The sequence below is a fragment of the Sphingobium sp. genome (assembly GCF_035511395.1).
In the GTDB taxonomy this organism is placed as follows: Bacteria; Pseudomonadota; Alphaproteobacteria; order Sphingomonadales; family Sphingomonadaceae; genus Sphingobium.
In genome coordinates this window covers 1-12,140 of sequence record NZ_DATKFP010000445.1, presented here as the reverse complement: position 1 = coordinate 12,140, position 12,140 = coordinate 1, and the positions used below count along the sequence as shown (strand labels likewise).

General features: G+C 62.3%; 14 protein-coding genes. 6 read left to right on the top strand and 8 right to left on the bottom strand.

Translation table 11 applies throughout. The features are described from left to right. The 3 genes from VMR39_RS30615 to VMR39_RS29965 form a co-directional block, all read right to left on the bottom strand. A partial coding sequence (locus tag VMR39_RS30615; protein ID WP_414712621.1) for a helix-turn-helix domain-containing protein occupies positions 1-177 on the bottom strand: 177 nt, incomplete at its 3' end. Positions 178-1,064: 887 nt separating this feature from the next. After that, a complete protein-coding gene (locus VMR39_RS29970) occupies positions 1,065-1,208 on the bottom strand; it encodes a hypothetical protein (RefSeq protein WP_325422142.1) in 144 nt (47 codons plus the stop codon). Between the two features lie 583 nt (positions 1,209-1,791). Next, positions 1,792-2,358 carry a DUF4142 domain-containing protein gene (locus VMR39_RS29965; protein ID WP_325422140.1) on the bottom strand — a complete coding sequence of 189 codons (567 nt, stop codon included), beginning with the start codon at positions 2,356-2,358 and terminating at the stop codon, positions 1,792-1,794. A gap of 143 nt (positions 2,359-2,501) precedes the next feature. Here VMR39_RS29965 and VMR39_RS29960 point away from each other — a divergent pair, with 143 nt between their 5' ends. Next, positions 2,502-2,936 (top strand): DUF3597 domain-containing protein, encoded by a 435-nt coding sequence (locus VMR39_RS29960; protein WP_325422138.1) that lies wholly within the window; start codon positions 2,502-2,504, stop codon positions 2,934-2,936. A 44-nt stretch (positions 2,937-2,980) separates the two neighbouring features. Here VMR39_RS29960 and VMR39_RS29955 read toward each other — a convergent pair whose 3' ends face one another. From VMR39_RS29955 to VMR39_RS29935, 5 genes are all read right to left on the bottom strand, one after another. Next, a complete protein-coding gene (locus tag VMR39_RS29955; protein WP_325422136.1) occupies positions 2,981-3,241 on the bottom strand; it encodes a hypothetical protein in 261 nt (86 codons plus the stop codon). After that, positions 3,238-3,804 carry an ankyrin repeat domain-containing protein gene (locus VMR39_RS29950; RefSeq protein ID WP_414712620.1) on the bottom strand — a complete coding sequence of 189 codons (567 nt, stop codon included), beginning with the start codon at positions 3,802-3,804 and terminating at the stop codon, positions 3,238-3,240. Before VMR39_RS29950 ends, VMR39_RS29955 begins: the two co-directional genes overlap by 4 nt. Further along, positions 3,801-5,942, bottom strand: a complete 2,142-nt coding sequence (locus VMR39_RS29945) for a catalase (RefSeq protein ID WP_325422134.1) — start codon at positions 5,940-5,942, stop codon at positions 3,801-3,803. The genes VMR39_RS29950 and VMR39_RS29945 overlap by 4 nt, the downstream gene beginning before the upstream one ends. 207 nt (positions 5,943-6,149) lie before the next feature. After that, a complete protein-coding gene (locus VMR39_RS29940; RefSeq protein WP_325422133.1) occupies positions 6,150-6,392 on the bottom strand; it encodes a hypothetical protein in 243 nt (80 codons plus the stop codon). A 273-nt stretch (positions 6,393-6,665) separates the two neighbouring features. Next, entirely contained in the window at positions 6,666-7,244 is a 579-nt protein-coding gene (locus tag VMR39_RS29935; protein ID WP_325422130.1) for a PRC-barrel domain containing protein, read from the bottom strand. 352 nt (positions 7,245-7,596) lie between these two features. Between VMR39_RS29935 and VMR39_RS29930 the strand changes: the two genes are divergently transcribed. The 5 genes from VMR39_RS29930 to VMR39_RS29910 all read left to right on the top strand — a co-directional run. Beyond that, entirely contained in the window at positions 7,597-8,697 is a 1,101-nt protein-coding gene (locus VMR39_RS29930) for a glycosyltransferase (protein WP_325422128.1), read from the top strand. After that, a complete protein-coding gene (locus tag VMR39_RS29925; RefSeq protein ID WP_325422126.1) occupies positions 8,690-9,610 on the top strand; it encodes a glycosyltransferase in 921 nt (306 codons plus the stop codon). The genes VMR39_RS29930 and VMR39_RS29925 overlap by 8 nt, the downstream gene beginning before the upstream one ends. Positions 9,611-9,708: 98 nt before the next feature. Continuing rightward, complete coding sequence (locus tag VMR39_RS29920; RefSeq protein WP_325422124.1) at positions 9,709-10,656, top strand: glycosyltransferase; 948 nt, start codon at positions 9,709-9,711, stop codon at positions 10,654-10,656. A 218-nt stretch (positions 10,657-10,874) separates the two neighbouring features. After that, a complete protein-coding gene (locus tag VMR39_RS29915) occupies positions 10,875-11,780 on the top strand; it encodes an acyl-CoA dehydrogenase family protein (RefSeq protein WP_325422122.1) in 906 nt (301 codons plus the stop codon). Next, a partial coding sequence (locus VMR39_RS29910) for a PIG-L deacetylase family protein (protein ID WP_325422120.1) occupies positions 11,774-12,140 on the top strand: 367 nt, incomplete at its 3' end. The genes VMR39_RS29915 and VMR39_RS29910, both read left to right, overlap by 7 nt.

The following is a 12,140-nucleotide window of genomic DNA, read 5'->3' as shown; positions in this document are numbered from 1 at the left end:
CGCCCTCACATCGGCAACAAGGTCGGCCTTTTGGAATCGCCAAGTACGTCCAAGCTTGGCGCCGCGAATGATTCCGAGCCTGATATAGGATCGCAGCGTGTTGGGGTGGATGCCGAGAAGGCGCGCCGCCTGTTTGAGACTGAGCAGTGGTCTCGAATCTTCGCCAATCTCTGACACGACCTCAGGCCCGATTCGAGGGGGATGATTTCAATTGAGGCCGCGATACGATCTGCACGGTTTCTACTTTTTGACGAAGTCCGAACTTAATGTGCATGCCTTCAGCTCGATTTGTCGATATGTTCGGTTCTGGCAGAGCAGCAGCGTAGTCTGGGCATAATCGGTCGAAGACTGCCACTGACATAATCCGTGTCCTTTGCTTGTGGACGCAAGGGAACAGATTTTGCCAGCCCCGAAAAGGGGGTGGGCATTTCAGTGCCGATCTAACGGAATATGCCTCGCCGCGCGCCTGCGAGCCCCAAGCCATAAATCCAGCTTTCTTTTCATATGAGCTGCGCGCTGTCTGAACTCACCTCTGAACTAGATTGGTTTTTGCGAAGGGATAAAGCCTTCTTTCGCTTGGTTCCGCCATTGCAAGCGGCGAAGCTTCGCTAGGCGCAAAGCCTTTCATCGCCGCGAGCCCGGCAACCTGGAAAGTTTCAACAGTTGCGAGGACGGGCAGGATCGGATGAGCCGAACGCACGCTCGTTGGGCAAGTCACCATCGAGCATCGTTGAGCATCATCAGGACGTCGGCGATCAGACGCTGGCGGGTATCTGATCAAAAGAGGGTCGGCGCGCTGCTGGCAATGAGGAACGCAACCCAGGCGGCCCATCAGGGTTGGTCTTGTTCCGGCATCTTCGATGCCAACGTGTGATGGAGTGATGCGTGGCCGATCCCAACGATGCAATGAATGATCGCGTCCCAAGCCCAGGGCGCAACGTGCGCAAGATAGTATTAATTGCCCTCGCGCTACTAGCCATGTTCGTGATCGCCTTGGCTGTCGCATCGACGTCTATCGGGGTGTTACAGCGGCCGGGGGCGGATCCGGGCTCAGTCGACTCAAATCAAGCGCCGGCCGACTGATTACCGCCAGCTTCGATGACGTAGCGCAGCGGGCGCGGCTCGGTTTCCATGCGACGACCGACTTCCGGGGCGAGTAGGCGTCGCTCGTCCTGCAGCATGCGTTCATAGCGGTATAGGTCGGTCATGCCATGCGTCAGAGCTTCGGGTTCGTGCTTGAGCTAAGCCTTGCGGACCCGCACTCCCGCGCGCCGTTTCCTCGACGTCCCGCCCTTCATTCGCGTCGAGCCCCGGTTCGGCATCTGCTTCGGATGCAGAAGCCTCTGAGATGCTAGTCATGACTGGACTATCCCGGGAAATTCATGCCTGGCCAACAGGTATTTGAGTGCGCAAAGTACTTCTCAACCTTCGCGGCGCTCTGCTCGAAATCCGTTGCGTTCGTGCCAACTGCCGGAACGGCGTGAAGCCCACTTGTGTGCTGGAATCGATCGAAAGGCGATGCCCACGTCTGCGTTTCACGCGTATCAGCGGTCGCGGCGGCGTCCTGGTCCGCCGCCGGCGACAAGCGCCTTGCGGCCGACGAGCTTGCACGCGCTGAGGTTGCCTTCTTTGCCGCGACCAGGCCTTGGTTCCAGCTTGCGCGATGCCGGGGAGCAGCCTGCACGCGGAACGGGGTTTTGGTTGTCGGGTGCTAGGGCACTCGATTGCAAGCCGACCGGCTATGATCGCTCCTATAGACCGAGGACTGGAGTGCGGACGGGATAATGGGCGTTAAAGCCCCTTGGCCATGTTGAGGTGCGCGGTGACGGTAGGAACGAGATCAGTCGCGAATTTCTTGAGCGCGGCCTCCTCACCGCCCGCGGCATAGCCCTTGAGCGTGTCTAGCGTGGCCTGATGGGCACCGACTTGGGCCTTGGCATATGCCTCGTCGAAAGCGGAGCCGGCCTTTGCCTTGAGGTCAGCGAGTTGGGCCTCTTGACCGGCGCTCAGGCGGGGGGTCGGGGTAATCGGTGGGGTTGCCATCGCGGCGGCTGCGGTCAGCTTCTCGGTAGAAGCGGTATGGGCACTCACCATTTGCTTGGCGAAGGTCTTTACCTTCGCGGATACTGCCTTTTCGGCTGCCAGTTTCGATGTCTCGATCTCGAACATGTCGCCTGCTGCGGCCATGTTAGCAAAGGCTTGGCTCGGGCTTTCCGCCTGCATTGCTCCGGTTTCGTCGAGGGCGTCTGCGGCAGGCGCGCTGGTCATGTCGGCGGCAGGTTCGGCTTCCTTCTTGTTGCAGGCGGTGAGGCTGACGACGGCGAGAGATGCTGCCAAGAGCGCGCTGTGCTTGATCACGATCTATGCTCCGCGTTGAGTAGTGGGGAATGAAGGCTGAACGATCTGCGGCGCAAAGACGTTCCCCCCAACTATCGACGCGCTGACGCGTTTGAAGGGCTCACCATCGGGTTATCGTCCCTGCCATCGACAAGGAGAGTGGCATGAGCATCTTTGGAAACATCCTGAATAAAATCTTCCGCCACGGGTCCGGCAAGAAGTCTGATGACGCCGCAGTTGCAAACGCGCCAAAGGATAGGTCATCACCTGCTCCGACGGCGGTCGTATCACCTGCAGCCGCCCCCGCACCCACGGCTCCAGTGGTTGCGCCCCAGCCTGTGGTTGATGTTGGCGCGGTGCTCGAGGCCATGGCCGCGATGAAGGCCGATCACGGCGGCAATTACCGCACTTCCATCGTAGATCTTCTCAAGCTGCTGGACCTCGATTCGAGCTTGACCGCGCGCAAGGAGCTTGCGCACGAACTGGGCGTCCGCGCCGGAGATGACGGTACGGCAGAGCAGAATATCGCCCTCCACCGAGCTGTCATGGACAAGCTCGCCAGCAGCGGCGGCATCGTGCCGGACAGCCTGCGGGGCTGAACTGTGAGTGACGGCGCCTGCGTTCCGGCGCCGTCACCTGCCGGTCAGCGGCCTCCCGATACGTGGGAATCGTCGTCCTCGGTCTGGTGGATGGCGTCACGTGGCGTGCCGGCCTGTTCGCCTGCTCGGCTCGTCGCTGCATCCGCCTCGGCTTCGCTGGGCGGGATGGCTCCTGCTCCGGCGCCCGTCCGGCCTTCGGCATTCATTCCGGGATTGCGAAGTTCCTCGCCGAACTCCTCACGGCCGGTGCGCTCGGGATTTGCGGCAGGATTTAGGCCCCGCTTTTCCGCTCCATGGTCGCTCATGTCGGGTCTCCATTCTGAACGGTGGGCTGCAGCAACGCTGCGAGTTCCTCGTTACCCTGAGTTCGTGCTACCGACGCTGCGTCGTTGCCGGCGCTATCGCGTGCAGCGGTGTCGGCACCTGCATCCAGTAGCATTGCCACGACGTGACGGCGGTCGAACAGGGCAGCCATCATCAGCGCCGTTTGTCCGGCCGCATTGCGATGCTGCGGGTGCGCCCCCGCTTCAAGAAGCATCCGCGCAATCGACAGATGTCCCTTGAAGGCGACGCCCATCAGCGCGCTGCCACTGCCGGTCGGATCGTCGCGCCCGTCGGGCAGTGCACCTGAGCGCAGGAGCAGTGCAGTCGTGCTCTCGTGCCCGTGATAGCTGGCAAGGACGAGCGGGGAGTGTCCCCGCGCGTCGCATGCCTCGATATCGGCTCCGGCCTGCAGCAGCGCCGGAATGACATCGTCGCGACCGAGACGGGCTGCTTCGAAGAGCAATTCCTGGATGCGTTCGGGAGAGGGCAAGGGCGGCGCGTCAGGGCCCGCCTTCTGCATCTGCAGATCGAGCGCGGCCATCATCCGTTCGCTTTCAAGAAGCCCGCCGCGTCGAGATCGACCTTCAGTTCGCGCTCCCACAAGCGCAAGGCTCCGCAGCTGTCCAGGAAGGCCTTGGCAGCCGTTGCCTTATCCAGCTCGACAAGGCCCTCGTCGTGGTCTTCAGGGGCGATCCCGGCCCGCTCCATAAACGGCAACGCTTCCGCGGTATAGGCGATGAACTTGCCGTGCGCGAATGCGTCGTTAACGAAGTCCTTGGCCGTCTTGTCTTGCGCGAGCATGGCAGCACCTTCTTCGGAGACGACCAGCGCCACCGCGTCGTAAAGAACGGAAGGCGCGCCATCAACCTTCTGCTTCCCTTCGATCAGAGTACCATCATCCAGGGTAGCACCAGCGACCTTGGGCGTCACGATTTCGTACACGGCAGGCAGCTTTTCTACCGCCGACACCAAGGCTTTGACGATCGTTGCCGATGCACCATCGGTGACGAGGACGCCGAGCTTGCGGCCCGCGAAACTGTCCGGCCCCCGCTTGATGATGCTGAGTGCTTCGGACGGCGCAAGATCGGTACGGGTCGGCACTGCAGCCTCGAACGCCTTGGGGAGCTTTGCCAGTCCAAGGCTGTCCGCGACAACAGTGGCAAGCGTCTCGTCGATGTTGCGCAAATGCGAAACGATGCGCTCGCGAATGTCGACGCGTTCGCATTTGGAAAGCTCGAACACCAGCGCATCCCCGATGTGCTTCTGCTCGATCGGGGTCTGGCTGATGAAGAACTGACGCGCCTGGCTATAATGGTCGGCAAAGGTCGCTGAGCGGACTTGTGCCTTGCGACCCGTTTCTTCAGCGGCGAAATGGCGATAGCCATTGCTGGGATCCGTGCGCGGGCCGCCCCAGGAATTCGGCTCGTAGTTCACCCGGCCCGTGGGATTGCGCATGGCCATGTGGCCGTCCTGCTGGAAATTGCGCACGGGCACCTTGGGTGCGTTGATCGGCAGGTGCGTGAAGTTTGTGCTGCCGAGGCGCTTCAGCTGGGTATCGAGATACGAGAAATTGCGGCCCTGTAGCAACGGATCGTTGGTGAAGCCGATGCCCGGGACAACGTTCTGAGTGCAGAAGGCGACTTGTTCGGTCTCGGCGAAGAAGTTGTCGACCACGCGGTCGAGTACAAAGCTGCCGATGCGACGGACGGGTATCTGCTCCTCGGGGATGATCTTGGTGGGATCAAGCACATCGAACTCGAAGCTGTCGGCAAAGGCGTCATCGAACAGCTGGACGCCAAGATCCCATTCGGGCGGCGTGCCCATGGTGATGGCGTCCCACAGGTCGCGGCGGTGGAAGTCGGGATCGGCACCGTTGATCTTCACCGCCTCGTTCCACATTACCGACTGCAGGCCCATTTTCGGCTTGAAGTGGAACTTGACGAAAGTGCCTTTGCCCTTGGCGTCGATCAGGCGGAACGTATGAACGCCGAAGCCTTCCATGAAACGGAACGAGCGCGGGATCGCGCGATCCGACATGGCCCACATGATCATGTGCATGGATTCCGGCGTCAGGCCGATGAAATCCCAGAAATTGTCATGCGCGGTTTGAGCTTGCGGGAAACCGCGATCAGGCTCCTGCTTTGCAGCGTGGATCAGGTCGGGAAACTTGATCGCGTCCTGGATGAAGAACACCGGGATGTTGTTGCCCACGATGTCCCAGTTGCCTTGCTTGGTGTAGAACTTGGCGGCAAACCCGCGCACGTCGCGGGCAAGATCGAATGAGCCCTTGTTTCCCGCGACCGTGGAGAAGCGCACGAACATCGGCGTTTTTTCCCCGACATCCGTCAGGATCTTGGCGACAGTATATTCAGCGAGGCTCTCATCCAGCGTGAACGTGCCGTGGGCGCCAAACCCGCGGGCGTGCACCACACGCTCGGGTATGCGCTCGTGGTCGAAATGGAAGATTTTCTCGCGAAGATGGAAATCCTCGAGCAGCGTTGGGCCACGCGCGCCCAAACGCAGGCTGTTCTGGTCATCTGCTAGGGGCACGCCGTGCTGCGTAGTCAGCACCTCGTCGCTTTCAGGCGCAATCTGGTGGAGTTCGCCGCCTTCCCCGACCGTGGCCTCGAAGTTGGTAGCTTGAGACTGCGCCCCGGTGTCCTTGCCTGTCGTCTTCGCCATTACTGTGCTCCCGTGATGTCGTGTCTAGGCCATGGAAATGCCCGCCGTGTTTGCGCGGAGGGCCTGACGGGACAACAGCGGCGCCCGCACTGAGTTTCGGCGGGGGCGAGCGGCTTAACCTAAGTCAATCGCATTTCGCCGCGCGGACATATCGAGGAAGCGGATGCAACCATGTGCCACGCATCGCCAATTGACCCCGCGCGCCCTTCAGGGTTTGCTGCGCGTCCCTTGTGACGGTTCACCGTTCGCCTTGGGCGGGTCGATTTCCTGTTTGCGCCAGCGATCATCCTCGTCTGCGGGTTGTCCCGTGACGTTGCGCTGATCGCGAGGCTCGTATTCGCCGCGGCCGGCGCGGGCATCTTCCTGCTTGCGCCACGACTTTGCGGGGTCGCCCGCTTCGCCGGTAACCTTGCGGGAGTCCCGGGGTTCATATTCGCCGCCACCTGCCATAGCTGCATTCTCCTTTTACCCCGGTAACGCTGTTCGCCCAGGCAAAGTTGCCGGCCGACCTTCCGTGCGGCCGCGCAAAGGAATCAGGCCAGGGACAAGAGCATGGGCCAATGAGTCTTGAGCAATTCCTCGGCGAATGGCCAATTTAGATTGGCCGTACACGCGGTCATTTGGGCCGCTTCCTGCTCGTGGCGTTCAGCAATGCTCACGTGGGATGTCCTCAAAAGAGTCATACCGAAATGTTAATCAAAAAATTGATCCACCTCTCCCGGCTCATCGCAGATAGCCGATTTCCGACCAATCGTCGCCATCGAGCGGGACGATCTGCGCAAACTCCGACGCCGAAATGCGCAGTCTGGCTTTGTCACCGCCGAAGACTATTGCAGATGCCGCTACCGCCCGCAGATGCTCGTCCCATCCCATGTCTGCCGCGCTGGCAATTACGACATGGCGAACTGTCCCGGTCCGGCATTCCAGCATAGCTTCGACCGCCTTGCCAATCCGCTTGCCGTGGCAGTCTTCGATCGACATGCCAAGTATGGCATTTGCAGGGAAGAGGGAAGGTGCGGAAGAGTGGCGACTGGCGCGTTGCGCCGATCGTCCGCCTTCTTCGTAAGCTTGTTGTCGGCCAAGCCAGCGCCGCGCTCCGATCAGGTTCACCACGGTCAGAAAACAGTTGGCGGCCATTAGATTTGTCTGGCCAGAAGACATTCCAACCAACGTCCACGCGATTGATCCCATCGTGAACACGACGAAACCCCACCCTGTGACGCGCGCCCCGAGGTTCGATGCGGTCATGATTGCGGCAATCATCGTCGCGATCGGCGCGACCCATTCGGCAAACTCGGTCAAGACAGGTGTCCCGTTGAAAGGGCCCGGTAAGCAAACGGCGGGCTAAACGATAAAAGTCGCTCATAGCGCGGGGTCGGAAAGCAACGCGCGCATTCGCATTAATCAATGTTAAGCGGGGGCCACATGCGGGCAACAAGCGAGCGGAGCGTTGGTTCATTAACACGCGCCCGAACGAGGCATTCACTTAAACGTCCTAGTTCAGTCCAATCCAATTCGTGATGGGCCGTGAGAGACACCCTTCGCCCGGCTCACCGAGCGGCTTTGACATGTTTCAATCTGGGCGGTGGGTCGGGCTCGATTGCCATCAAGACGGGAGAAAGCATTGATGCACAGGCCTATACCTGATCCTCCCATGCGAATCGGCATCATCGCGCACCTTAAGTATCCGATTGCGGAACCTTTCGCGGGAGGGCTGGAAATGCACACGCATCTGCTTGCCCGGATGCTGAGAGGACGCGGGCACATGGTAACCGTATTCGCCTCCTCGCGTTCCGAGCCCGGGATAGGGGTCGAGGCGATTTGCCCGGAAACGGCGCTTGGAACCGTCGGGACCGCCGAGGCGCGGGACGAGGCGTTCTTCAGAGAGCATCATGCCTACCTTTCATTGATGAATGATCTGCGCCACCGCTATTTTGACGTCATCCATAACAACTCGCTGCACTACCTGCCGGTAACACTGGCAGACACCTTGCCGATGCCGATGGTTACAACACTCCACACGCCGCCATTCTGTTGGCTGGAGAGCGGCCTTCGGCTGTGTTCCGCAGAGAACCACGCGCTTGTCGCGGTCTCGCGCTCGGTCGGCAGACTGTGGGACCATGTTGCCCAGGTCGACGACGTCATTCTGAACGGCATCGATCTGGCTCGCTTCGCGTTCCGCCCCCGGCCCGATGCGGAGGCCTATCTTGTCTGGTATGGCCGGATCGTGCCCGAGAAAGGGCTGCATTTCGCCATCGAGGCGGCACGGCGGATCGGCTTGCCGCTGCGAATTGCCGGACCAGTCCTCGACCAAGCCTATTTCGACACCCGGATCGCGTCCCAGCTCGATGACAAGACCCGGCACATGGGGCACCTCGACCATGAGGCGCTGGCACGGCTCGTAGGCGGCGCGCGCGCGTTCCTATGCACGCCCACCTGGGACGAGCCCTATGGGCTGGTCGTGGCCGAGGCGCTGGCCTGCGGCGTCCCGGTTGCCGCGTTCGCGCGCGGTGCGATCAGCGAAATCCTGGATGCAAGCTGCGGCGTCCTCGCTCGGCCCGATGATGCCGCGTCGCTGGCGGCGGCAGGCACTACTGCCCTCGTGCTCGAGCGTGCGGCATGTCGGCAACGCGCGGAATTGGCGTGCGATGCTTCGCGGATGGTCGGGCAATACGAGGCGCTCTACCGCCGGCGCATCGCAGCGAGGGGCAGCCCGCCGATCTCGCGCGAGACGAAAGAATACGCTAGTGCTTGAACTGTGCGTATGCGTGCCCGCGCGCAATGAAGCGAAGCGCCTGCCGATTTTGCTCGACGCGCTCGCCGCCCAGGTCTGGGAGGCTCCCGTGAGGGTCGTGATAGCACTCAACAATACCGACGATGACAGTCGCAGTGTTATCGCCAGTGCCTGTTCACACCATGGCGGAAGCTTGGAAGTCCATCTGGTCGATGTTCTTTTTCCATCGGTGAAAGCCCATGCCGGATCGGCCCGGCGCCTGGCGATGGATACCGGCTTATCGCTTCTGCGGAACGGTGTCGACGGCATGCTGGTCAGTACCGATGCGGATACACGGCCGCCGAAGAACTGGCTGGCATGCATTGCCAGTGCCGCGGCGCGCGGCGCGGACATCGTTGGCGGGCGTATAGAAATCGACCCGCTCGAGCCGATAGCGAACGAGGTTGCGGCACGCCGCTTCGCTTGGGAACGCTATTGGCGGGCGGTGCGCGACATAGAGGATGAGATCGACCCATTACCCTGGGATCCTGCTCCGCGCCACGGCGACCATACCGGCGCATCTCTGGCAATCACCGCTGAGCTCTACCGCGCATGCGGCGGGGTGCCGCCGATAGCAACCGGAGAGGATGTAGCTTTAGTGCGCGCGGCACTGGCCTGCGGCGGTAAGCTGGCTCATCCGGAGGATGTTTTCACGTTCGTGTCGCCGCGCTGCGACGGCCGGGCAAGCGGGGGTATGGCCCAGGCAATGCGCGCACTTTCGGTGGAGGCAGCCGAGGGTAGTGCGCGCCTCGTGCCCTCCTATGACCAATGGCGGCAACGGGCGAAGTGGCGTCGCAACTTGCGCGCGCTGTCCGGTGGCACTGTGCGGATCGCGCGGGAAGAGCCGCTGCTGCCGCCCATGTCCCACGACATGATGCTGGATATCTCGGCATGACGCAAAGGCCGATTGGATACTACGTCCATCACCACGGCGCGGGACATCTCGTTCGGGCGCAGGCGATCGCTGACGCTTGTCCTTGGCCAGTCGTCCTGATGGGTACCGGCATAGGTTCGCGCGGCATCGACCTGGCGGACGACCGGGCTCTACATTCGGCAAATGGCCGCTTCGATGGACGCGACGGTGCGGGTGCACGCCCGACTGCTTTACACTACGCCCCCCTCGATCACGAAGGCATCCGCCAGCGCACCGCGAGCATCGCCAGCTGGATTGCGGAACGGCGACCTGCCTTGATAGTCGTAGACGTGTCGGTCGAAGTGGCCATGCTTGCACGCCTCGCCTCGGTGCCGATGATCTACGTCCGGCTGAACGGCCAGCGTACAGATGCGGCGCATCTTGATGCGTTTCGGGGCGCCGAGGCTATTCTGGCACCTCATCCGCGAGCACTCGATGGGGCGGGCGTTCCTTCTTGGGTACAGGAAAAGACGTGCTTTTTTGGTGGCATCACCACCCAGCCTTCCAGACGCGCACCGGTCGACAAACGCATCCTGGTTGTCTCCGGTCGGGGCGGAGAGCCTTGCGACGGGCGCCTCTATGCCGAGGCGGCAAGGGCCTGTCCGCAATGGCAGTGGCGGGTCATCGGGCCCGCCAGTCTTCCACGCGCCTTGCCATCCAACCTCCAATTCGCGCAGTGGGTCGATATGCCCGAGCGCGAGATCGCCGAAGCCAGCCTAGTCGTAGGCGCAGCGGGCAACGGGCTGGTAGGAATGGTAATGGCCGCGAACAGGCCATTCGTCTGTATTCCGGAGCGTCGCCCGTATGGCGAGCAGGAAGCCACTGCGCTGCGCCTCGGCGAGATCGGGGCGGCTATTGTATGCCCGGTCGTGCCCCGTCCCAATGAGTGGGCGGCGGTCATCGCGGCGGCATTTGCCATGTCTGATGCGCCCCGCCGCGCCCTTCATGACGATGAGGGAACCGCAAAAGCCGCCGAATGGATTGCCGGGCAAGCTTCGCAGGCGGTGGCGGCCGGGACTACGCCGTGATGCGGCAGGACCGACTGATATCGAGAGCGCAGATCGTTGCACGCGCCCAGGCGGCTGGTACGCGCCTAGCGGAACTTGGTGCGCGTTACGATGCGGCGCCGGTATTCCCTATCGAAAGTATTCGCTGCCTCGCCCGAGCCGGACTGCACCGGGACTTTGCCGGACAGGAAAGCGGGGGGGCACGATTTTCCGACTCCCTCGAACGTCATCATGCGCTGATGGATGTGCTGCGCATCCTGGGCCGGGCCGATCTCAGCATCGGACGTCTTTTCGAAGGGCATGTCAATGCGCTCAGTCTCATCGAGTGGTACGGTTCTCCACAGCAGGCCGATAGATTGGCGCAAACGCTCGAGGCCGGGCAGTTCTACAGCGTCTGGGCCACTGAACCCGCGCCCGGGGTGACGATCAAGGACGCAGACGACGGGCCACGCCAGTTGATGGGTGCGAAGTCCTTCGCCAGCGGCGCAGGAGGGATCGAGTGGGCCCTGGTGACGGCAAAGCCGCCCAATGGCGAGCGACAACTGGTGATCGTGGCCGCTGACGAGACAAAGCGCGCCGACCTTTCCGAGTGGCGCGCAAGGGGCATGCGAGCGACCTGCAGCGGGCGCTATGACCTGACAGGGATGACTGTCGAAACCGCCGCTTTACTGGGGGCGCCCGGCGACTATGACCGAGAGCCGCGTTTCACTGCCGGGGCATGGCGCTTCACCGCCGTGCAGCTTGGCGGGATCGAGGCGCTGGTGAGCGAAGTGCGCGAGGCGATGCAGCAGGGCGCCAGCCAAGATCCGCTCCAGCGCACCAAGTTCGCACAATGCGTAGAAGCCTGCCGGACGGCGTATATGTGGGTGCGCGAGTGCGCCCTGCGCACCGCGCACGAGGAGGATGACTCACCTGCCTTCGCGCTTATGACCCGCGGCGTGGTCGAACGCGCCGGATTGGATGTGATGGAGCTGGCCGCGCGCATAGTCGGCACGCGAAGCGCGATGGACGGCCAGCGCATCGACAAGATCATCCGCGATCTTTCGCTCTACTTGAGACAGGCAGGTCCCGATCATGCGCGCGACCGGGCCGCGCAAGCATGGCTGGAGAAGGACGTCTGGGGCAAGGGAGATGCCTGGTGGTGAGGACTAGCGCGCCTGCCGAGCCGCTTGCTGCGCGTCGCTGGCGCACGCGACGCTGGCTCGTGCTGGCCCCGCACCCTGACGACGAGACGCTGGGAGCAGGAGCGCTGATCGCCCAAACCTGCCGCTCGCAAACATTCGCAGGGCTCGTATTCTTGACCGACGGCTCCGGCTCCCACCCTGCAACCGACGGCAAGGCGCGGCGTTTGGTGGCCATCCGCGCTCGCGAAGGCGCTCTGGCTCTGTCACGCCTGACAGGTTCGCGCAGATGGAAGCCTGCTCACCTTGGCAGGAAGGACGCTCACCCGTTCAATGCCGGTAGCGTCGGGTTCAAATGCGGCGTCCGTGCCGTCTTCGCACTGT

Bases quoted from the DNA above. Each gene is read 5' to 3' on its own strand.
- VMR39_RS29970 (WP_325422142.1), bottom strand. From the start codon at position 1,208: ATGACCGACCTATACCGCTATGAACGCATGCTGCAGGACGAGCGACGC.
- VMR39_RS29960 (WP_325422138.1), top strand. From the start codon at position 2,502: ATGAGCATCTTTGGAAACATCCTGAATAAAATCTTCCGCCACGGGTCC.
- VMR39_RS29955 (WP_325422136.1), bottom strand. From the start codon at position 3,241: ATGAGCGACCATGGAGCGGAAAAGCGGGGCCTAAATCCTGCCGCAAAT.
- VMR39_RS29950 (WP_414712620.1), bottom strand. From the start codon at position 3,804: ATGATGGCCGCGCTCGATCTGCAGATGCAGAAGGCGGGCCCTGACGCG.
- VMR39_RS29945 (WP_325422134.1), bottom strand. From the start codon at position 5,942: ATGGCGAAGACGACAGGCAAGGACACCGGGGCGCAGTCTCAAGCTACC.
- VMR39_RS29940 (WP_325422133.1), bottom strand. From the start codon at position 6,392: ATGGCAGGTGGCGGCGAATATGAACCCCGGGACTCCCGCAAGGTTACC.
- VMR39_RS29930 (WP_325422128.1), top strand. From the start codon at position 7,597: ATGCGAATCGGCATCATCGCGCACCTTAAGTATCCGATTGCGGAACCT.
- VMR39_RS29920 (WP_325422124.1), top strand. From the start codon at position 9,709: ATGGGTACCGGCATAGGTTCGCGCGGCATCGACCTGGCGGACGACCGG.
- VMR39_RS29915 (WP_325422122.1), top strand. From the start codon at position 10,875: ATGGATGTGCTGCGCATCCTGGGCCGGGCCGATCTCAGCATCGGACGT.